Raw genomic sequence first — 19832 nt, 5'->3', positions numbered from 1 at the left:
ATGAATATTCGCGAGTTGAATGATAAAAAGTGAGGACTAAACCATGGCTTTATTGTCATTAATCTACGCACCGGACCCTATTTTCAAGCAAACAGCCGAGAGAGTTGATGCAGTAACCGATGAAACTCGCCGCATAATCGACGATATGTTTGAAACGGTGGAGCATGAAAAAGCCGTCGGTATTGGCGCGAATATGGTGGGGGTGCTGAAGCGCCTCGCGGTCGTTGATTTGCAGGAAGGTGGTATCTCAAAGCCTTATGCTTTCATTAACCCTGAAATTTTCTGGTATTCGGATGAGCAACAGGAACATGAAGAAGCTTCCATTTGCTTTCTTGGAATTGCTGCCAAAGTGAAGCGCCCCGCAACCATCAAATTGCGCTATCTTGATTATGAGGGGCAGAGCCAAGCATTAGAAGCTACTGGGTTTTTCGCGAGCGTTATTCAACATGAGGTCGATTATTTAGATGGCATTACTTTTCTCGACCATTTGTCGAAACTGAAACGTGATATGCTGCTAAAGAAAATGAAAAAGCACCTTAAGCATCATCCGCCACATGTACATGGAACTAATTGTAATCATTAGTTGATGCCTAACGCTAGGCGGTTGCAGTTCAAACAGCTGCGACATCTGCAGATATTAGCGTTATAAATATTCGTAACCAATAAGAAGGAAAAATGAAGTGCTTGGGAACCTGCTTTCTAGGCTAGGTGGTGCCTTGAATTTATTTTTTCAAATCATACGAGCCGCTTTCTTATTTCCATAAAACCCGCTAATATTCTGTCAAAGAGCCGAACAATAGGGCAAGCAAAGGTTAGATATGACAGTGCATACTCAGGATATGATAATTGGTGGCGTATCTGTCCCTTCGGGGCAGCGCAAGCAAATTGAAATTCCCATAGCAAAACTGTTTGATTACACTGAAATGAAGATTCCGGTTGAAGTGGTGCGGGGCACAGAAGAGGGGCCAGTATTATTCATTTCAGCCGCAATTCATGGCGATGAGATAAATGGTGTTGAAATCATCAAGCGGATTCTGTCGCGTAAGAAAGCTCTTTCGAAAATCAAAGGAACACTGATTGCCGTGCCGATTGTGAATGCTTTTGGTTTCAATCGAAATATTCGCTACCTGCCCGATAGGCGAGACTTAAATCGCTGTTTCCCGGGGTCAGAGACCGGATCTCTTGCCGGCCAAATCGCTCATATTTTTATGCGTGAAATTGTGAGTAAATCTACGCATGGTATTGATCTACATACCGCGGCAATTCACCGCAGTAACTTGCCTCAAATACGCGCCTGTTTGCATCATGAAGAGACGGAGAAGTTGGCCCTCAATTTTGGCGTTCCAGTCGTCATTGATTCTGATATTCGTGATGGCTCTTTGCGCCAGGCTGCGGCTGATATGGGAATACCTATGTTGCTGTTTGAAGGGGGCAAAGCATTGCGCTATGAAGAAAAGGTGATTAAGTCTGGTGTCCAAGGCATTCTATCGGTCATGCGCTCGATTGGCATGATTGAAGGGGAGGGGAAGGTCAGCTTGAAGCAACGTAAGAAGCAAGTTTTCATTGCCAAATCGAGCCATTGGATTCGTGCGCCTCATAGCGGCAGCCTTCGCGCTAACAAAAAGCTGGGAAGTCGCGTGAAAAAAGGCGAACTGCTTGGTGTGTTATCCAACTCGTTTGGTGATGAAAAAGTTGAGGTTCGCGCCAAAAGAACCGGCATTGTGATTGGTATGGCTATATTACCTTTGGTGAATAATGGGGACGCGCTTTTCCACATTGCCACTTTTGAAGACTCTCAAGAAGTTGTGGGGCGCGTTGTCGAGGCCTTCGAAGAAAATTTAGAAAATTGACCAAGTCGAATACGGAATTAGGTTAAGCATAGAAATAGCCTTATTGTTCTTATCAGGCATGATTTTCTTCTTAATTTGAAAGTTCTTTGATTAATTCATGGGTAACCTTGTAGGCTTGTACATGCGAGCATCGTTATTATTGAGAGCCTTGATGAATTCGGGCAATTCACGGGAATCAATAGCCGCATGGTGCTTAACTGACTTCGTTTTTAATGCACCGCGTATGTCGAGAGTAAAATCACGTTCGGCTTTTCCATGCATAACCGCATATCGTAAAATTTGACTGCAATACTGATTAGCGCGACGAGTTAGTTCATATACACCTCTAGCTTCAATGCCTTGCAACATTTTTACCAATACTGGTGCAGTTACCTCCTTTATGGGAAGCTTGCCAATTATGGGAAATACATCTTGTCATCGGTAAGTATAACTGCTGCATGTCGACTTATAATACTTAGTGCCTCTATACTTCACACCGGGTATAAAGCTTGCCCGTAAAGAGTTTTTTACTTCTTTTCGATTGCCAACCTCCAAAAAAGACTTTCGGAGTAGAAAGCAGTCACGGCGGATTTCTCGAAACTTCTTTGTGCCTCTGGCTAGACTTACGAAGAAAACAAAGCTCTGAAAGCAGAAAGTATACTATGTTATGGTTTCTCAGGTATGGGCGCAAAAGCTTCAACCTGATGTTAAATTCACTATTACCTAAAAAAACTCTTGGCATTGATGATGCCTGTTGTTATACGGTCTTCCAGTGAGCTTTTCGAAGCTTTCGGTGTTCCCCGGTAGCTCAGTGGTAGAGCAGGTGACTGTTAATCACCTTGTCGCTGGTTCGAGTCCGGCCCGGGGAGCCATTCCTTACAAGATGCTAAATCAGCAAATAGGTTAAACGGTTTCTGCAAGATATAGCGCAGCTTTGAGCCTTCCAATTCCAAGTTCGAAAACATATACCCAATAAGCTGCCTCTTTTCATCCGTTTTCGAACGGTCAAATAGCTCGACTATGTTAGAAGCTAAGCCCAGCAAGCTACTGAGCGCAATTTTGAACTGTTCATTACCAGTGTGATGGCGTTCTAATTGCTCATTAATCTCTAGCCCAGCCTCTTATCAGCATTGCTTGGGTTGTAGGTTGCCTTAAAAAAGCCGCCGTTGTTGCTGTATAATGGGTTGCGAATTGTATTGGCATGGGGGCTAAAACATTCGGGTTTGGTAATATGAAATGCTTTATCAGCAATCGATAGGGCTATTGTATCCAACATGGTTGTTTACTTTCTTCATTACATCATTCAATTTGTTCATTACTGCTTTCTCAATCTCTGCACCTGCTTGCCTATTAATCGGATGGAAAACATTAGTTTTGTGCAAACCTGACTGTTTAGTCGGGTAGGTAAGGCGAAACCCACCGCTTAATTTTTCGTGAATCGCGATGCTACCGATAAAAATATCATCATTGATGACGAGGGAGGCGAAGGCGATAAGACCGTTATGTGGTTTAACAGGGATGATATTTACTTCACTGATTTTCATTATATTCCCTATTTGTCTTGGTTTGAACGACCTGTTCAGGAGTCAGAGAAAGCCTAAACTTCCCGAAGTCGGATAAGCCCAACCCGACTTCGGACAATATTTTTCAATACCTGCGTAGATGTCCTCGTTTGATAACGAACTAATGAGGACAAAAAATGACTAAAAGAATTATCCGACTTTCAGAAGTGAAGTCAAAAACAGGGCTAAGTCGTTCTAGCATCTACGATGGCATCAAGATGAATACTTTCCCTGCCCCCATTAAAATTACCAGTCATGCGGTGGGATGGATTGAGAGCGAGGTCAATGACTGGATTGAGTCGCGCATCTCAAATAGCCGCCCTATAAAAGCATCCGTGCCACAGCAATAGTTGTGCTGGTATTGATTTATGGGAAAGAGAAATTACCCGCTGAAAAGCATTAAATATTGGTACTCGTATGACATTGATGAGGTTTGTGCATTGTATCAATCACAACGGCTCCACCAGCAAACGGTGCGCGGCTGGGTTAAAGATGGCTTGCCTGTGATTGATAAGCAGAGGGCATTTCTTATTTATGGAGAGGATTTGCGTGTATTTCTTGGTAAAATGAATGAGAAAAATAAATGCAAAACCAAGCTAAATGAGATGTTTTGCATGAGCTGCAAAGAAGCAAAACCGTTTTTGAAAAATCAAATTCAATTAGAGCAAAAAGGGAAACGAGTTTTAGCGCGTGCTTTGTGTCGTGACTGCCAAACTAAAATGAATAAATCGTATTCGTTGGATAACATATCTGAAATACGAAACTCACTTCACGTGGTGGATGACGTGACATTATATGATTCTGCAACTCCCACCTTAAAGACTCACTTAACGGCTGTTGCCATCTATATGGCATCAAAATAGACCCAGGCACCGTGAAGGATTGCCTTAGAAAAGCAGCGATAGAATTAGAAGATGAATACATAAGTGAGTAATCGGAAATCCGATTAACTTTCAGGATATCCCACTCGAAGCACTAGCAACGTGCTCGAATGACCTTGTTCAACAACACACAAGGTCAGACAATGCAAAAAAGAATTATACGCTTACCAGAAGTTATCAACCGAACAGGCCAAAGCCGTTCAACGATATACTTACACCAATAAGTTAGAGCTTCAGGGGCAGAGCAAATAATCTATCGGGCATTACTTTGAGATTTTCCAAACAAGTGAAAATACACCCTTTTTCACCCCGAATGCGGCACCAGTGCGGCACCAGATTTCGGCAAATGCGGCACCGGAATTGGGAAATTAATCGCTATCCGTCACTCGAAACGCGCCCTTCATCAGGCTCATTTCACGGGATGGGATATTCAGTTTCTTTGCCAGCTCTGACCAAGACTGAACCACTGCTATGACCTCCTGAATAATCTCATCCACCCGCTTCTCACTTACGCGGAAATGCGGAGCGACACTGCGCACAAGCTCAAGGTTCTGACTGTTGTCATCCTTAGAAATATTGAGCGACAAACCGCCTGCGGTGGCCACAGGATTAATGTCATAAGCTGGTGAAAGCACCCAGCCTTGAGGAGTCAGCATAAAGCCATGATTACGCAGATGGTCATCGGTGTTGGACACACACACATAAAACACAATACGCCGCCAAAGCTGCTCCAGGTCTTTGCTCACCTGCGCTCCATGACGCACCAGAAAGTCTGCTAAATCCAGATAGCTCACACCTGTGTCGCCACCATCGCCGTCTTTTTTGCCAAGCAACGTCATTGCTGAGGCAAAATGCAGACGCTCGCCATTGTCTGTGCGATCAAACCGCTTGGTGAGGAATGTGTCATATTCTCCGGAGAAATGACGGATTTCAGATTGTGCGGTTTCAACGCCTGTCTTCTGTGCCAACTGTGAAATCAAATGTTCCCATTTTCCGATATTTATTTCATCGCGGCGGCTGGGGAATTTGGCAATCCATGGATGGCCACTATCATCAAGCACGCTGGCTTTGGGGCGAGCACCACCGAGCGATCCACCTGGGGCAATCAGCATTTTCAGCCATGTGAGGTAGTCTTTATCACTTTCGGCATTGTCGCGCTCTAACTGCAAGCTGGCATATTCCAGTTCACGCAGCTTCGTCCATGGAGGCGCAGCCATATCCATCTGATTATCTAAAAACGGCATATCTTCTGATAAGCGAAACCTCAATGCCCCCATGCGGTGGGCATCAAAAACACCCAGCAAATAATCTGATTCCAACAGTGAGCGCACATCCCGTTTTTCTGCTAGCGCCTGTTGTGCCTCACGACGCTGCATGAGTACGCGTCCCCAACGGTCGGGGGAAGAGTCCAGAAATAGGCCGAAATTATCATGCCCATCACGCGCATATTGCGGCCCGGAAAACAAACCTAAATCGGGGTCAAGATTCTGTGCATAGTCTGATTGCAGCCAGGACTTTTCATACTCAAAAGAGAATACCTCTTTTCCTCTGGACGGTGTAGCATATAGCGTTCCCATTAAGATTGGATCATCCATACCCTGCCAATGCGCGCATACTTGAATTGCTTTTTGTGTATGTTGTTTCGCCGCCATCAGCCTTTCCTCTTGGGTACGCGCTCTTTGGTATGGGTCAGCTCAGCATCCTGCAAACGCCGCCCTAACGGATCATCACCTGCGAGCAGCAGTAAATCTTTCTCAAGGCCGAGGCAAAAAAGCACATTGGCAACGATCCCTATGCTAACGCCGCTTTCACCATTCTCCACTTTACGCAGCGTCACGCGGCTAATGCCCGCACGCTCGGCCAGCATGGTAGTTGTAATCTTTCTACGCAAACGGGCTAATTTGATATTTTCACCCATTGCGCTCAAAACATCAGCTAACGCTGGTGATAATGTTACAGTTTTTCTCATCATTTAATAAGGCTTAATGGTTATTATTATAATCATATATAGCTCTATTGTATATTATAATAACCATTGGTGCAAGAGTTGAGTGAAGCGTGAATCCTTCCACGCTAAGCATCTAATTCTATTATCCGCGATAGGATTAAGGATCATTTTTGATAGGATTAGTATTATTTTTTCCTATGCCCCACAGAAGGTTTCCATAATTCCCAGCCATTTCAACCCATTGAATGTTCGAACACTTTAGAAGTTTACTTCTGCCTTTTTCTATTGCTTCATGTGTATGACATTACACCAAATTACACGGGTATTTATCAAGAAAATGGCAGGCAAAGAAATCAACTTCACGAAAAAGAACATTGAGGCGTTGCCTGCGCCCACCAAATCGGTGCGGGCCTATTACCGTGATACTAAGGAAACAGGGCTATCAGTTTCCGTCACGCGGGCCGGAAGCAAAACCTTCTTCGTGCGCAAACGTATTGACGGCGCAGATGAGCGCATCACGCTAGGGCGCTATCCTGACCTCAGCATTGAGAATGCCCGAAAGCTGGCCGCAAAAACCAAAGGCAGCATCGCCATGGGCAAAAACCCGCAGGCAGAGAAACGCGCCATCCGCGACGAGATGACCTTCGCCAAATTGTTCGAGCTCTACATGGAGCGCTACAGCAAAAAATACAAACGCTCCTGGAAATACGACGAACGCGAGGTGAACAAGCATTTATCACATTGGTTTAATCGCAAAATTTCGCGCATCACCAATGAAGATGTGCACAAGCTACACACTGACTTGGGCGAAACCAGCGGACGTTATCAGGCGAACCGAATTTTAGAGCGCGTGCGAGCGATCTACAACAAAGCCATTGAATGGGGCTGGGATGGACGTAACCCCGCCCTCGGCGTGAAGAAGTTCCGTGAGCAATCGCGTGACCGTTTTCTGCTGCCGGAAGAAGTCGCTCGTTTTTTTGATGCGCTAGCAAAAGAGGAAAATATCACCGCGCGTGATTTCATCCTGATGGCGCTGCTCACCGGTGCCCGCAAGGGCAATGTGCTGGCCATGCGCTGGAAGGACATCAATATGGAGCATAAAATCTGGCGCATTCCTGATACCAAAAATGGCGATCCGCACAACGTACCGCTCTCGCCACAGGCGATGGAGATGCTGCAAAAACGCAAAAAGGTGCAGGAGCTGACGGAACAAGAATCACATTATGTTTTCCCTGGCGATGGTGTGGATGGGCATTTGGCCGACCCGAAGAAAGCATGGTATCGCCTGCTCGAAGTGGCAGAGATTGAAAACCTACGCATCCATGATCTGCGCCGTACACTCGGTAGCTGGCAGGCATTACAGGGCACTAGCACCGCGATTATCGGCAAATCGCTCGGCCATAAAAGCCAGTAATCCACCGCCATCTATGAGCGACTCACGCTGGAACCCGTCCGCCAATCAGTGCAAAGCGCCACCGAAGCACTCTTCCTCGCCGCCAAAAAGAACGAAGCGGAGCATGCATGATGCTGGCCGCCGCCATTTCCACCGAACATGTCTTGCTGCATAAGCTGGATGGTTTCCTGCTCGGCTGGTTTCGCTGTAAGCAAAGCGATGCGGTTAGTTATACTGATGGTTTTGATATTTCCGAACCAGTGCCCGCCGCCTTTGAAAATCTGCTGAAGGAATTGCTGGCACTGTATGAGAACAGTTTCGATATTGATTCGATAGATGGATTTTTAACGGCGGTGGAAGGGCTGGATGATCTGGGCATTTTTCTTGATCCACCCGCAATAGAATACGGCATCGCCGATCCTGACAAAACATTCTGCGAGCAGGCCCCCTCGCTTTATCTCATCAATGCGCTGATGTTGCTTAACCAAGCCTTGCCAGAATTGCAGAAAAATGGCGTTGCGGTACTTTCCGCCTCACAGCTTCTAAAGCTGCAACAAGCGGTGGAACATGCCGTTGCCGCTAATAGCTGCGCGGCAATGATCCGGCATCACACCACTCAGCAAATCCGTCAGGCAAAAAATGGTGGTAAAGCCCGCGCCGAGAAACTCTACGGCAAAACCAAGGCCTACGCAGAGCAGCGATTCAAAGAAATTCGCGCCAAAGGCTCCAACTTAAGCATGAGCCAAATCGCGCTCAAACTTGCCGATGAGCTGGAGCATAACCCGATGACAGGAGACGAACCACTTTCCAACCCCTATGATACGATTTATCGCTGGGTGCGGGTGATGAATCGATCTTCAGTATAGAGCCTGCCCAGCACACACCATAGTCTGCCGCGCACGCATTTAAGTCTGCCCGCCACGCATCTACCGCAACTGCATAAAGCTCCGTAACGTTGGGCGTATCAACAACCAACCACGGAGAAAATCATGCAATTAACCAAAGAAGATTTATTGAAGGAATGCCTGCTCACCCGTAAACAGGCGGCAGAGTTTTTAGGCGTGAAGGAGCACACGCTAGCGGTGTGGGCGTGCAATAAGCGCTATACCTTGCCATATGTAAAAGTCGGGCGGCTGGTGAAATACCGCTATTCGGATCTGCTGGCGTTTGTCGATGCGCGTACCGAGAATATCGAACTGCCAGATGGGGTGTAGCCATGGGCAAAATTCCGATGCAGCAATGGTATCTTGATGCGCATATTTCCGACACCGGCACGCTGACGCTGGAGGAGCAAGGGGCGTATCGCCTGCTGATGGATCACCTGTGGATAAAAGGTGGTCACCTGCCGGACAACGATAAAGACGTTGCACGATTGCTGCGTATTCCGGTGAAAAAATGGCAGAAAATCAAGGTTCGATTGAGTGACTACTTGCTCATTTATGAAGGCGTTATCACACAAAAACGACTACAAAAAGACTATCAAAGTGCGATTAAAAAGAGCGCAATCAACGCACAAAATGGCGGCAAAGGTGGACGTAAAACGGCAGAAAACTGGAAAAGCACTCAAGCGAACGCTGTAGCGAAAGATGGCGCTGTCGGTGGAGCAAGGCGGCGCACCAACGGCTCAGGGCGACATATAAGCGACGTACTCGACCAGCTAGAACTAGACCCATAACTAAAACTAGAACTACTCTTTAATAGAGAGAGCTAAAACTGTGGATAACTCGCCCATTTAAGCGCTATCAGCGACCAAATCCAGCTGCTATGCTAGCTAGAACAAGCAATAGAAACACAGCTAACCTATTCAGAAGTGAAGGCGATGAAAGAACACTCACCACTCGGTTTTTTTTGAACGTTATTTATCCCTCTGGGTGGGGCTAAGCATCGGCGCAGGTGTTGGGCTGGGCATTGCGGTGCCTTCTATTTTCCAGATGATCGCCGAACTGGAATATGCCAAGGTGAATCTTGTTGTGGCGGTGTTTATCTGGGTGATGATTTACCCTATGATGGTCAATGTTGATTTTGCCAGTATCAAGGACGTTGGCCGCAAACCCAAAGGACTGTGCATTACGCTGGTGGTGAACTGGCTCGTGAAGCCCTTTACGATGGCGGCACTCGGTGTACTCTTTTTCGAGCATGTGTTTGCTGGGTTGATCGCGCCCGAAACTGCCAAGGAATATATCGCAGGGATGATTCTGCTCGGCGTTGCACCCTGCACCGCGATGGTATTCGTCTGGAGCCAGCTGGTGCGCGGCGATGCCAACTACACGCTGGTACAGGTATCGATTAACGACATCATTATGATCTTTGCCTTCGCGCCGTTGGCTGCCTTCCTGCTCGGCGTGACCGATATCGTCGTGCCATGGGAAACCCTGCTGCTTTCCGTTATCCTCTATGTCGTGATCCCGCTGGCTGCCGGATACGCCACACGCCGCAGACTGGACAGGAACAGCAGCCATGAGCGCATTGAACGCTTCACCGCCAAAGTAAAGCCATTCTCGATCATGGGATTGCTGGCAACTGTTGTGCTGCTATTTGGCTTCCAAGCACAGACCATCATCGATAAACCGCTGGTGATTTGCCTGATAGCGGTGCCGTTACTCATTCAAAGTTACGGCATATTCTTTATCGCTTACGCATGGGCATATCTCTGGCGCGTACAATTTTCCACCGCTGCACCTGCTGCACTGATCGGTACGTCCAACTTCTTCGAGCTGGCCGTGGCAGTTGCTATCAGTTTATTTGGATTACATTCCGGCGCAGCGCTCGCCACGGTGGTCGGCGTTCTAGTCGAAGTGCCGGTGATGCTCTCGCTGGTGGCGTTTGCTAATAGAACGAGACACAAATTCCCTGCCTAATATCAGCGACCAACATGCAAGGTACTCCCGTGGCCCCCCCCTACGGGTACGCCGAGGGCGCGGGGTTTTACTAGGCACATTTCCAGAAAAACCATTTCGTTTCGTTTTCTTGGTATCAAGTTATTGATAAATCAAAGAGTTAGGGCTTGAGAAAACGAAATGGGGATATGTGGGGGCATTTCGTTTGGAAAGGTGTATGCACAAAAACGCTGCATCGTGTTGCAATCTGTTGCACGGCGTTGCATGCCGTTGCAAAATGTTTCATCGCGTTACTTGCCGTTACATCCTGTTACATCGCGTTACAAAATATTTCGCGCTGTTACATGATGTGACGCGAAGTGACGAAGCGTGACACGATGTGACGGATATTGATTATGAATTGATAATCACATTCCGAAACGTCAGAGAAATACGTCTGCTGCGCTGGATAGTTTGGCCTTCATGTTTATCTGTCTTACGAGCTGTAATCCCGTGCTTCCATTGATAACGGGCATTGCCTGAGGAGATAAGCAGACTGCGCGGTTCCAACATATGGGCAACTTTCTCACTAGTATCTGGGTTGGTGAATTCCATTACACAGGACGAACCCAGGCTCAGTGCAGCAATGGTTTCTTCAAAGCACAGCACGCAGTCGATATGTGACGCAATGCCCTGACCAGGCTCATATTCATTGATAATCACCTGATCGGGTAATTTGGGGAAATGCTCTTCATCGTATAATCGGCGGCAATAATCCATCAGCCAATTCGGTAACAGCCCCAGCCGCATCGTGCTGTCCACACGCCGAGCGGTATAATCATACTTCCAACCATAATGCTGCACGCGCCGTTTCAGATCATTGAGCCATGGCTGCTGGTCGATGTTATTGAGAAGGGTGGATTCTTCAGCTGGGGTGATGAAGTTGGGGATATAGCGCAATCCATCAGGCAGCACTTTCTGAGCATCCTCTTCAAATAAGCTGGGTTGAGTCTGTTGTGTGTGCACTGTTAACTTTCTTCGACCAAAAAATATCTGATAATCATCGACATTTTCTAATATTATCACTATTTTCTCAAATGATAATTGCAAAAGAGGGGCAGATGACCGGCGAGATACTAACCATTAAAGAAGTGGCAGCCTATCTTAAGCTTAATGAAAAGACGGCTTATAGGCTTGCTTTGCATGGCGAAATCCCTGGATTCAAAGTCGGTGGAAGCTGGCGGTTTGATAAAAATGATATCCAACAATGGATTGAAAAAAGTAAAAAAGGCGGCGCGGATGAATAATCTCGAACAAGAATTCCTAAACGAGTTAGATAGCAAGCTCTGGAAATCAGCGGATAAATTGCGCTCTAGCATGGATGCGGCAAATTATAAGCATGTGGTTCTCGGCCTTATTTTCCTTAAATATGTCTCTGACGCGTTTGAAGAACGTCAACGGGACCTCGTGGCATTGTTCAAAGATGACCGCGATGATAACATCTACCATCTACCACGCGACGATTACGACAGCGAAGATGAATATCAAGCGGCTATCAACGAAGAATTAGAACTGACCGATTATTATAAAGAGAAAAACGTGGTGTGGGTTCCCCCTCATGCCCGATGGAAATACATTAGCGAAACTGCGGCACTGCCCATTGGCACTACATTATGGCAAGACGCGTCGGGTTCTGATTTGAAACTGCGCTCCGTTTCTTGGTTGGTCGACAATGCGCTTGATGAAATTGAAAAAACCAACCCAAAACTTAAAGGCATTCTAAACCGCATCAGTCAATACCAGCTAGAAAACGATACGCTATACGGGCTTATCAGCGATGTGTTCTCAAAAACGGATTTTAGCAATCCCGAATATAAGGGCCAAAAGCTCAACCTGCATAGCAAAGACATTCTTGGCCATGTGTATGAATATTTTCTCGGTCAGTTCGCATTAGCAGAAGGCAAACAAGGCGGGCAATATTACACTCCCAAAAGCATCGTAACTCTGATTGTTGAGATGTTGGAGCCTTACGATGGGCGCGTCTATGATCCCGCTATGGGTTCCGGTGGTTTCTTCGTGTCTACAGATCGTTTTATTGAGTCACACTCACAGGAAAAGCACTACAAAGTGTCGGAGCAAAAAAAGAAAATCTCTGTTTACGGCCAAGAAGCCAACCCCACCACATGGAAGCTCGCCGCCATGAATATGGTGATTCGCGGCATTGATTTTAACTTCGGCAAAAAGAACGCCGACACCTTCCTCGATAATCAGCACCCAGACCTTCGCGCTGATTATGTGATGGCTAATCCACCATTCAACATCAAAGACTGGTGGCACCCCAAGCTAGAAGGCGATGCGCGTTGGAATATTGCGGGCCAGCCACCGCAAGGTAACGCCAACTTCGCGTGGCTACAGCACATGCTCTATCATCTTTCACCAAAAGGTTCGATGGCGCTGCTACTCGCTAATGGCTCCATGAGCTCCAACACCAATAATGAAGGCGAAATTCGCGGCCACTTAATCGAAAAAGACTTGGTCGAATGTATGGTTGCGCTACCCGGGCAGCTTTTCACCAATACGCAAATTCCTGCCTGCATTTGGTTTCTCACGAAAGACAAGGCTAATGGCTTGCGCCTCGATGCTAAGAAGCGCAACCGCCAAGGCGAGACCCTATTCATCGATGCCCGCAACATGGGCTTTATGAAAGACCGTGTGTTGCGTGACTTCACACAAGATGAAATCAACAAAATCGCCAACACGCTACACGCATGGCAGATGGGCGATGGCTACGAGAATGAAGCAGGCTTCTGTATGTCTGCCACCCAAGAGGATATGAAAAAGCATGATTTTGTGCTCACCCCAGGACGTTATGTCGGTGCAGCAGATCAGGAGGAAGACTTAGAGCCCTTCGCCGAGAAAATGGCTCGTCTCACAGCGCAGCTCAAAACCCAATTCACAGAGAGCGACCGCTTGGAAGGGGAAATCAAAAAGAATCTAGCGGGGTTGGGATATGAGCTCTAAAAAAGACTTAACACTCACGGACACTCAAACGCCGTTCATTCTGTATGGCAATGATAGCGAGCAAATCAAGGTTCGGGTACTACTGCAAAATGAAACGATCTGGCTTCCTCAAAAGGGAATAGCGGAGCTATTTGATACCTCAGCCGATAATATCAGCCTGCATCTTAAAAACATCTATGCGGATGAGGAATTGGAAGAAAACGCAACTTCCGAGGAATTCTCGGTAGTTCAAAATGAGGGTGGGCGCAGCGTTAAACGCAATCTGAAGTTCTATAATCTCGACGCTATCATCGCGGTGGGCTACCGCGTTAATTCCAAAAAAGCGACGCAGTTCCGCATCTGGGCAACGCAGGTGCTCAAGGAGTTCATCAAAAAAGGCTTCGTGATGGACGATGAGCGCCTGAAACAGGGTGAAACCACCTTCGGTGAAGATTATTTTGAAGAATTACTGGAGCGCGTCCGCTCCATCCGCACCAGCGAGCGCCGCATTTATCAGAAGATCACCGATATATTCGCTGAAATCAGCACCGATTATGACCCAAAAGCGGATATCACGCAGAATTTCTATGCCATGATACAGAACAAGTTCCACTATGCCATTACCGGGCAGACGGCAGCGGAAATCATCGACAGCAAATCAGACCGCAATGCCCCTTATGCCGGATTGATGACATGGAAGAATGCGCCCAAAGGGCGCGTGTTGGCATCCGATGTGACGGTGGCGAAGAATTATCTGGATGAGAAACACATCAAGAAGCTGGAACGTACTATTTCCAGCTTCTTCGATTATATTGAAAACATCATCGAAAACCGCGTGGCGATGACCATGGCCGATCTGGCCGAGAGCGTCGATAAATTCCTGACTTTCAATGAATATGATGTGCTGCAAGGCAAAGGTAATATCAGCGCCCCGCAAGCCAAGAAAAAGGCATTGGAGGAATATAAGCACTTCAACAAAACCCAGAAGATTCGCTCAGATTTTGACGCGCTGGTGGAAAAATCAAAGGGGAAGAAGGAATGACCACGACCACCGTCAATATTCAGCTCTCAGATAACGCCGTAAAATGGATTGTCGGTGGCGCGGTAGTGCTAGGTGCACTGTGGTTGATTCGTGAGCTATACAAAGACCAGAATCTTCAGCTGCCGAGCGAAGCTCAGACATTTTCGCGCCTTCCAGAATTACAGCCACAAAGTTTTGATGACATTCAATACGCACCTTCCATCAAAAAAGAAGTGGCAACGTTATTCGCCGTCAATCAATGCAGTGAAGCGGTGTTTAAGGCTGCTAAATGCCTGTTTGATCTTATCCGTAGTCGCAGCGGTGTGCATGATGCGGATGCGACGCATCTGATTGACAAAGCCTTTGGTAAGGATGGCCCTTTACAGTTTGAGGGTGTGACCGAGCCGCATATAAAAAATATCGGTTCTGGGCTAGTGGATGGCCTAAGGTTTATCGCAAAATTCTGCCGACGCATTCCTGCACATTCAAACCAAGAAATGCCTCCTCAGGCCGCGCTGATTCAAATCAACCTCATCTGCTGGTTTGCCGATCAAATCGAACAACACACCACTATTGATAAAACCTCTATATGTGTGGAGGTGGCGTGATGAAATACGATATTACTACACTAGGCGAGTACGCAAAGGTACAAGGTGGATACGCATACAAGAGCTCGGATTTCCAGGAAGATGGAAAATGTCCTGTGTTAAAAATCAAGAATGTGCGCTTTGGATATGTCGATTATCAAGAAACAGCTTTTATTCATGAATCTTTAGCAGAGAGCACAAGCAACTGGAAAACAAAAGAAGGAGACATTCTAATATCAATGACAGGCTCTGGTCCAAATGCTCCAAATTCCTTGGTTGGCAGAGCGGCGCGAGTTTGGAAAAATGACCCTGATGCGTGGATAAACCAACGCGTTGGTCGACTCACAATGAAACAAAAAGAGTCGATTCATCCTGACATTCTTTTTTACCTTCTTTCTCTCTCTTCTAGCCAAGAGTATCTCGTTTCCAACTCATCAGGCAGCGCTAATCAGGCAAATATAAATGGTAAAACCATAGAATCGTTACCATGCCCTAAAATTGATTATCAGAGCAGTATTTTTATATCTAAGGTACTGCGAGAATTTGATGAAAAAATCGCCATTAACCAGCAGATCAACCAGACGCTGGAGGCGATGGCGCAGGCGGTGTTTAAGAGTTGGTTTGTGGATTTTGAACCCACCCGCGCGAAAATAACCGCGCTGAAAGCTGGCGGCACAGAGCAAGACGCAACGCTCGCCGCCATGACCACCATCAGCGGCAAATCCCCCGCCGAGCTAGCCACCTTAAAAACCACCAACCCCGAAGCCTACGCCAACCTCCAAACCACCGCCACCCTCTTCCCCTCCCGCTTGGTGGAAAGCGAACTAGGCGAGATACCAGAGGGTTGGGAGGCGGGAAGGATTGGCGATGTTGCCAAAATTGCTTTCAGGTGAAGTCTCCGTTGATGATCTAACTAAAAATGAGGAGGCGGCGTGAAGTCCAGGCATAATGCTTTATTAGACAAGTCTCTTCAGGCGGCTCTATCTGCAATCGAATTATACAACAAGCCTAACTTCTCATACCGAGAAGAAAGCTTTTCAATTCTCATGATTAATGCTTGGGAGCTTCTCTTAAAAGCTAAACGACTAAAGGATAATAACGGTAACTTAAAATCATTATACAGGATTGAGTCTGATAATAAGAAAGATGGCACACCGAGAAAGCGATTGAAATACAAAACAAACCGTACAGGTAATTTTGAAACATTCGGCATTGTAGAGCTATTGAAAAAAGAAATAGGTGATCAGAATCTAAAGATTCAAATTGAGACTCTTATTCAAATTAGAGACAATGCTGTTCATTTCATGAATTCAACAAAGCTGTTTGAAAAAGACTTCCTCGAAATTGCCACCGCATCGCTTAAAAGTTATGAGATAATGGCAGTGGAATGGTTCAATAAATCCCTTTCTGAGTTTAACCTCTCTTTAATTCCCCTTACCTTTAGCTCTCCAGATACATTTGATATAGAAAACCTGAAAAACTCGCCTGATGGGCATAAAAAGCTTCTAGATTATCTGAGAATACAAAAAGCTAAAAACACCGAAGAGTGTAAGCACGATATTGCACTTGTTATAGACGTCAAGTTTACACGTAGTGGTAAAGGCATGTCTGTAAAATTTGATAAAGATGGTGCACCTATTATTATTGATTCTGAAGAATCGTTTAGAAACAAATATCCGCTACCTTATGATGATCTAAAAAGTGCGCTACCTTCACGTTATGAGGATTTCAAATTCAATAAAACTTTTTGGGATTTAAAAAAGATACTCGAAAAAGATGATAAACTGTCTGGAGAACGTTATTTAGACCACACAAAGAAAACTGGCATGAAGAAACGCTACTATAGCTCCAACATTTATAAAGAATTAGACAAGCATTACACCAAGAACACAGGGGCTGTCGCATGAACGAAACTGAATTAGAAAATCTATGCCTTGATTGGTTCCGCGAGTGCGGGTGGGATGTGGCGCATGGCCCCGATATTGCGCCGGATAGCAGATCGCCACTACGTCGTGATTATGCGCAGGTGGTGTTAGAATCGCATGTACAAACTGCATTTGCACGCATCAATCCACATTTGCCATTAGAATGCTTGGAACAGGTTTTGGTGGCAGTAAGCAAGCCAGAAAGCCCGGACCTTGTTGCCAGTAATCGTGCGTTCCACCGGATGCTGCTTGAGGGTGTGCCAGTGCAATATAAAATTGATGATGAAATTAAGCATGACCACGCGTTGCTGATGGATTTTGACACGCAAAGCAACAATAGCTTCTATGCAGTGAATCAATTTACCATCACGGGCACTCGCCAGCCGCGCCGTCCTGACATCATTTGTTTCATTAACGGCCTTCCTATTGCCGTGCTGGAACTAAAAAGCCCGGCTGACGAGAATGCCGATATCTGGGATGCATACCACCAAATCCAAACATACAAAGATGAAATCAGCGATTTGTTTATTTGTAATGAGGCGTTGGTGATTAGCGATGGTTACACGGCGAGAGTTGGATCACTCACCGCTGCCCGAGAGCGATTTATGCCATGGCGCACCATTAAAGATGAAGATGATAAACCGGTGGTGGAGTGGGAACTCGAAACCATGGTTCGGGGCTTTTTTGATCCTGCGATGCTGCTCGATTATATCCGCTTCTTTGTTCTTTTTGAAAATGACGACGCGGCCATTATCAAGAAAATTGCTGGTTATCATCAGTTTCACGCCGTTCGTGAAGCCGTAAATGCAACCGTTGTAGCATCTGTTGGAGCGCATAAAGACCTACGAAGCGATATTAAGCCCAACAGCAAAAAAGCAGGAGTGGTTTGGCATACGCAAGGCTCGGGCAAGAGTATTTCGATGTGCTGCTATGCGGGTATGTTGCTGCAACAGAAGGAAATGAATAACCCAACTTTGCTGGTGGTATCCACCAACAGGCAGAACTTTGAGTGCCTCTAGCCGCCCTCTGCCTTCACATCAATGCCATTACCTAGGACATTGGTACCTGACTTAATAGGTTCATCGGATTGAAAGTATAGATGAAAGCCACCACCACTTGTATTGACTCGCAGAGTTTCAGGTAAATCACCTTTGATTTCCTCATGGCTTTCAAGTCCACCGTTACGAGGGTCAAAGTCAATAACCACAAGGCCATTACCTGTGCGAACTCCTATATTACAATCAGTTCCTCCAAACCAAGCAGCTAATTGTTCAGGATCACTAGACGCATCCTTAAATCCATTGTTACTATTAGGCACTTTTTCCTTTGCTTTGAGCGGGTGGACTTTTAATCCTTGTGCTGCAAGTTTTAAAGCTCCTTCATGAAGGCTATTATAACTCATGAGCCACTCTGACATACTCCAGCCAACGACAACCAATCGCTTGTTCTCAAGATCGACATATAAATTTGACCAGAAAGATTGATTTAGCGGTAAGCTTTTGTCCCTAGCAGTAAGTTCGCTTTGCGTTACTAAGAAGCGGTCTATATAGTGTTGGGCTTTCGCTTCATTACTAAGCACAATCTCATTTGTTGCATTGTGCAGTGCATTTGCGCATCCATTAGGCTTAAAAATAACAATTTCATCGTTTAAATTTTTAGCATCATCCAAGGTTATACGGGTTTTGTAGTGAACAGGCCATGGGACTAGCCTCTCTATTCCGTTCTCCGTGCTATTCACAAAGCCAGTACATTGGAGAGCTTTCTCTAAAAAACAATCCCAGTTGAGCGTCCATAGGTTTTTCCAAATCTTCTCTCTTGCAAAACGGGCGATAATGCGATGTCTGGCGGAGTGTTTGCTTAAAGGAATTCGAGTCGCTGTGTTCCCCAACCACTTTTCATCATCTAGTAAGCCGAGAGATTCCGCAATTCGTAGCTTTGGAAAGGGTTCGTTTGCATTTTTTAGCTGCCCTTCAATATCTTCCGCCCATAAATAAAGGTACTGGTCTTTATTCTCAGGCGTTCTTTCAAGTATACCGCAGTTCAGGCTTCTAGCAGCGTCTTCACATTTTTCTACTAAGCTCCCAACAGAATCAACTAGCTTGCAGGACAAGCCTGAGCCACAAAAAAACACAGCAGGTGGTGAATCTGATGTCTCCAGAATCTCACTAAAATCGTGAGGAATGGAAACACTTTCTGTAGTTTGTTCAATCTTATTAAGCATAGATTTGAACACGATACCGTTTTTAATGACTTAGGCAATCAATCATAATCACCTTCCAATAGCTTGTCCTATTCGTGCAATTAATTGCACCGATTCGTAATTATAATTGACTGCCCCTAGTGTTCTCATACGCTTTCGTATGCAGCAGAAGTCACGGAGTTTTATCGCCTACTACCGAGTATCTACCGATAGGCAGGGCACATCCAAACTAGGGTTAGAAGCGCAGCAGGAGACCGTTAGGCAGTATCTCGCGGAGAATGATTTTCTTATCAGTGAAGTGGTAGAAGTAGAGTCCGGTAAGAAAAGTAAGGATTATAACACTGTCATTCCTTATAACGGCAACCAACAGGCATTTGGTAAGGCTATCATCTCAACGGATAAGAAGCGGCAGTTTCGTGCATTCAGGTGCGCTATCGACCCGCAATATAAGATGGCCAACTTCACCATTGATGACCCTAAGTGAGAATTGAAAGGGTAACATTGCTACTTAATAGACTGGTATAAAATACAGAGGAGGCTACAGTCATATAGAATTTCTACTGCCTACGTCATGCCTACTTCTAACAGGGAGTAAGTAATGGCTAAAGCAGAGGGGTAAATAAGTATATGATATATAAGGGAAATTGGTTGCGGGGGTAGGATTTGAACC

21 protein-coding genes, 1 tRNA gene and 1 pseudogene are annotated in these 19832 nt (G+C 46.0%); 18 read left to right on the top strand and 5 right to left on the bottom strand.

Annotation, left to right across the window (positions count from 1 at the left end):
- Nucleotides 1-43: 43 nt before the first annotated feature.
- The 3 genes from def to P8P30_09975 all read left to right on the top strand — a co-directional run bounded on the left by def (nt 44) and on the right by P8P30_09975 (nt 2701).
- Nucleotides 44-583: a peptide deformylase gene (gene def / locus P8P30_09985; protein MDG1287870.1), complete on the top strand. Its 540-nt coding sequence runs from the start codon at nt 44-46 to the stop codon at nt 581-583.
- Between the two features lie 235 nt (nt 584-818).
- Nucleotides 819-1850: a succinylglutamate desuccinylase/aspartoacylase family protein gene (locus P8P30_09980; protein ID MDG1287869.1), complete on the top strand. Its 1032-nt coding sequence runs from the start codon at nt 819-821 to the stop codon at nt 1848-1850.
- Nucleotides 1851-2626: 776 nt separating this feature from the next.
- Nucleotides 2627-2701 (top strand) — tRNA-Asn (locus tag P8P30_09975).
- A gap of 372 nt (nt 2702-3073) precedes the next feature.
- Here P8P30_09975 and P8P30_09970 read toward each other — a convergent pair.
- Complete coding sequence (locus P8P30_09970) at nt 3074-3373, bottom strand: septation protein SpoVG family protein (GenBank protein MDG1287868.1); 300 nt, start codon at nt 3371-3373, stop codon at nt 3074-3076.
- 155 nt (nt 3374-3528) lie between these two features.
- Between P8P30_09970 and P8P30_09965 the strand changes: the two genes are divergently transcribed.
- Nucleotides 3529-3741 (top strand): AlpA family transcriptional regulator, encoded by a 213-nt coding sequence (locus P8P30_09965; GenBank protein ID MDG1287867.1) that lies wholly within the window; start codon nt 3529-3531, stop codon nt 3739-3741.
- 18 nt (nt 3742-3759) lie between these two features.
- Nucleotides 3760-4254: a hypothetical protein gene (locus P8P30_09960; protein MDG1287866.1), complete on the top strand. Its 495-nt coding sequence runs from the start codon at nt 3760-3762 to the stop codon at nt 4252-4254.
- Between the two features lie 386 nt (nt 4255-4640).
- Here the strand turns inward: P8P30_09960 and P8P30_09955 are convergent, their stop codons facing one another.
- Both P8P30_09955 and P8P30_09950 read right to left on the bottom strand, forming a co-directional pair.
- A complete protein-coding gene (locus tag P8P30_09955) occupies nt 4641-5924 on the bottom strand; it encodes a HipA domain-containing protein (GenBank protein ID MDG1287865.1) in 1284 nt (427 codons plus the stop codon).
- Nucleotides 5924-6244: a helix-turn-helix transcriptional regulator gene (locus tag P8P30_09950; protein ID MDG1287864.1), complete on the bottom strand. Its 321-nt coding sequence runs from the start codon at nt 6242-6244 to the stop codon at nt 5924-5926. The genes P8P30_09955 and P8P30_09950 overlap by 1 nt, the downstream gene beginning before the upstream one ends.
- A gap of 274 nt (nt 6245-6518) precedes the next feature.
- Here P8P30_09950 and P8P30_09945 point away from each other — a divergent pair, with 274 nt between their 5' ends.
- From P8P30_09945 to arsB, 5 genes and pseudogenes are all read left to right on the top strand, one after another.
- Nucleotides 6519-7634, top strand: a complete 1116-nt coding sequence (locus tag P8P30_09945) for a site-specific integrase (protein MDG1287863.1) — start codon at nt 6519-6521, stop codon at nt 7632-7634.
- Between the two features lie 107 nt (nt 7635-7741).
- Nucleotides 7742-8479, top strand: coding sequence for a hypothetical protein (locus P8P30_09940; GenBank protein ID MDG1287862.1), 738 nt, complete (start codon nt 7742-7744; stop codon nt 8477-8479).
- 123 nt (nt 8480-8602) lie between these two features.
- Nucleotides 8603-8827, top strand: coding sequence for a helix-turn-helix domain-containing protein (locus tag P8P30_09935; GenBank protein MDG1287861.1), 225 nt, complete (start codon nt 8603-8605; stop codon nt 8825-8827).
- Nucleotides 8828-8829: 2 nt separating this feature from the next.
- Complete coding sequence (locus P8P30_09930) at nt 8830-9288, top strand: DUF1376 domain-containing protein (GenBank protein MDG1287860.1); 459 nt, start codon at nt 8830-8832, stop codon at nt 9286-9288.
- 172 nt (nt 9289-9460) lie between these two features.
- Nucleotides 9461-10471 (top strand): annotated as a pseudogene (gene arsB, locus P8P30_09925) (ACR3 family arsenite efflux transporter).
- A 372-nt stretch (nt 10472-10843) separates the two neighbouring features.
- On the opposite strand, the gene P8P30_09920 reads toward arsB, so the two are convergent.
- Nucleotides 10844-11515: an alpha-ketoglutarate-dependent dioxygenase AlkB gene (locus P8P30_09920; protein MDG1287859.1), complete on the bottom strand. Its 672-nt coding sequence runs from the start codon at nt 11513-11515 to the stop codon at nt 10844-10846.
- A gap of 11 nt (nt 11516-11526) precedes the next feature.
- Between P8P30_09920 and P8P30_09915 the strand changes: the two genes are divergently transcribed.
- From P8P30_09915 to P8P30_09885, 7 genes are read left to right on the top strand one after another with little or no spacing between them, the layout of a single operon-like run.
- Nucleotides 11527-11736, top strand: a complete 210-nt coding sequence (locus tag P8P30_09915) for a helix-turn-helix domain-containing protein (protein MDG1287858.1) — start codon at nt 11527-11529, stop codon at nt 11734-11736.
- The gene (locus P8P30_09910; GenBank protein ID MDG1287857.1) at nt 11729-13450 is read left to right on the top strand and encodes a class I SAM-dependent DNA methyltransferase; all 1722 of its coding nucleotides are present in this window, start codon (nt 11729-11731) and stop codon (nt 13448-13450) included. The genes P8P30_09915 and P8P30_09910 overlap by 8 nt, the downstream gene beginning before the upstream one ends.
- Entirely contained in the window at nt 13440-14471 is a 1032-nt protein-coding gene (locus tag P8P30_09905) for a virulence RhuM family protein (GenBank protein MDG1287856.1), read from the top strand. The genes P8P30_09910 and P8P30_09905 overlap by 11 nt, the downstream gene beginning before the upstream one ends.
- Nucleotides 14468-15058, top strand: a complete 591-nt coding sequence (locus P8P30_09900; GenBank protein ID MDG1287855.1) for a TIGR02391 family protein — start codon at nt 14468-14470, stop codon at nt 15056-15058. Before P8P30_09905 ends, P8P30_09900 begins: the two co-directional genes overlap by 4 nt.
- On the top strand, nt 15058-15930 hold the full coding sequence (locus P8P30_09895; protein MDG1287854.1) for a restriction endonuclease subunit S: 873 nt from the start codon (nt 15058-15060) through the stop codon (nt 15928-15930). The genes P8P30_09900 and P8P30_09895 overlap by 1 nt, the downstream gene beginning before the upstream one ends.
- A gap of 39 nt (nt 15931-15969) precedes the next feature.
- Complete coding sequence (locus P8P30_09890) at nt 15970-16944, top strand: DUF3644 domain-containing protein (GenBank protein ID MDG1287853.1); 975 nt, start codon at nt 15970-15972, stop codon at nt 16942-16944.
- The gene (locus P8P30_09885; GenBank protein ID MDG1287852.1) at nt 16941-17981 is read left to right on the top strand and encodes a type I restriction endonuclease; all 1041 of its coding nucleotides are present in this window, start codon (nt 16941-16943) and stop codon (nt 17979-17981) included. Before P8P30_09890 ends, P8P30_09885 begins: the two co-directional genes overlap by 4 nt.
- Here P8P30_09885 and P8P30_09880 read toward each other — a convergent pair.
- Nucleotides 17978-19195 carry a bifunctional DNA primase/polymerase gene (locus P8P30_09880; GenBank protein MDG1287851.1) on the bottom strand — a complete coding sequence of 406 codons (1218 nt, stop codon included), beginning with the start codon at nt 19193-19195 and terminating at the stop codon, nt 17978-17980. The genes P8P30_09885 and P8P30_09880 overlap by 4 nt on opposite strands.
- Before the next feature lie 127 nt (nt 19196-19322).
- Here P8P30_09880 and P8P30_09875 point away from each other — a divergent pair, with 127 nt between their 5' ends.
- Nucleotides 19323-19646, top strand: a complete 324-nt coding sequence (locus tag P8P30_09875) for a recombinase family protein (protein MDG1287850.1) — start codon at nt 19323-19325, stop codon at nt 19644-19646.
- Nucleotides 19647-19832: the final 186 nt, after the last annotated feature.

Source organism: Rickettsiales bacterium (genome assembly GCA_029252805.1).
Lineage (GTDB): Bacteria > Pseudomonadota > Alphaproteobacteria > Rickettsiales > JALZUV01 > JALZUV01.
The sequence above is the reverse complement of the archived record's forward strand: the minus strand, read 5'-3'. Positions and strand labels throughout refer to the sequence as shown.

What these genes read in the sequence shown, in the direction of transcription:
- P8P30_09935 (MDG1287861.1), top strand. Translation starts at nt 8,603, where the DNA reads ATGCAATTAACCAAAGAAGATTTATTGAAGGAATGCCTGCTCACCCGT.
- P8P30_09930 (MDG1287860.1), top strand. Translation starts at nt 8,830, where the DNA reads ATGGGCAAAATTCCGATGCAGCAATGGTATCTTGATGCGCATATTTCC.
- P8P30_09940 (MDG1287862.1), top strand. Translation starts at nt 7,742, where the DNA reads ATGATGCTGGCCGCCGCCATTTCCACCGAACATGTCTTGCTGCATAAG.
- P8P30_09885 (MDG1287852.1), top strand. Translation starts at nt 16,941, where the DNA reads ATGAACGAAACTGAATTAGAAAATCTATGCCTTGATTGGTTCCGCGAG.
- P8P30_09980 (MDG1287869.1), top strand. Translation starts at nt 819, where the DNA reads ATGACAGTGCATACTCAGGATATGATAATTGGTGGCGTATCTGTCCCT.
- P8P30_09910 (MDG1287857.1), top strand. Translation starts at nt 11,729, where the DNA reads ATGAATAATCTCGAACAAGAATTCCTAAACGAGTTAGATAGCAAGCTC.
- P8P30_09900 (MDG1287855.1), top strand. Translation starts at nt 14,468, where the DNA reads ATGACCACGACCACCGTCAATATTCAGCTCTCAGATAACGCCGTAAAA.
- P8P30_09965 (MDG1287867.1), top strand. Translation starts at nt 3,529, where the DNA reads ATGACTAAAAGAATTATCCGACTTTCAGAAGTGAAGTCAAAAACAGGG.
- P8P30_09875 (MDG1287850.1), top strand. Translation starts at nt 19,323, where the DNA reads ATGCAGCAGAAGTCACGGAGTTTTATCGCCTACTACCGAGTATCTACC.
- P8P30_09945 (MDG1287863.1), top strand. Translation starts at nt 6,519, where the DNA reads ATGACATTACACCAAATTACACGGGTATTTATCAAGAAAATGGCAGGC.
- P8P30_09970 (MDG1287868.1), bottom strand. Translation starts at nt 3,373, where the DNA reads ATGAAAATCAGTGAAGTAAATATCATCCCTGTTAAACCACATAACGGT.
- P8P30_09955 (MDG1287865.1), bottom strand. Translation starts at nt 5,924, where the DNA reads ATGGCGGCGAAACAACATACACAAAAAGCAATTCAAGTATGCGCGCAT.
- P8P30_09950 (MDG1287864.1), bottom strand. Translation starts at nt 6,244, where the DNA reads ATGATGAGAAAAACTGTAACATTATCACCAGCGTTAGCTGATGTTTTG.
- P8P30_09960 (MDG1287866.1), top strand. Translation starts at nt 3,760, where the DNA reads ATGGGAAAGAGAAATTACCCGCTGAAAAGCATTAAATATTGGTACTCG.
- def (MDG1287870.1), top strand. Translation starts at nt 44, where the DNA reads ATGGCTTTATTGTCATTAATCTACGCACCGGACCCTATTTTCAAGCAA.
- P8P30_09905 (MDG1287856.1), top strand. Translation starts at nt 13,440, where the DNA reads ATGAGCTCTAAAAAAGACTTAACACTCACGGACACTCAAACGCCGTTC.
- P8P30_09895 (MDG1287854.1), top strand. Translation starts at nt 15,058, where the DNA reads ATGAAATACGATATTACTACACTAGGCGAGTACGCAAAGGTACAAGGT.
- P8P30_09915 (MDG1287858.1), top strand. Translation starts at nt 11,527, where the DNA reads ATGATAATTGCAAAAGAGGGGCAGATGACCGGCGAGATACTAACCATT.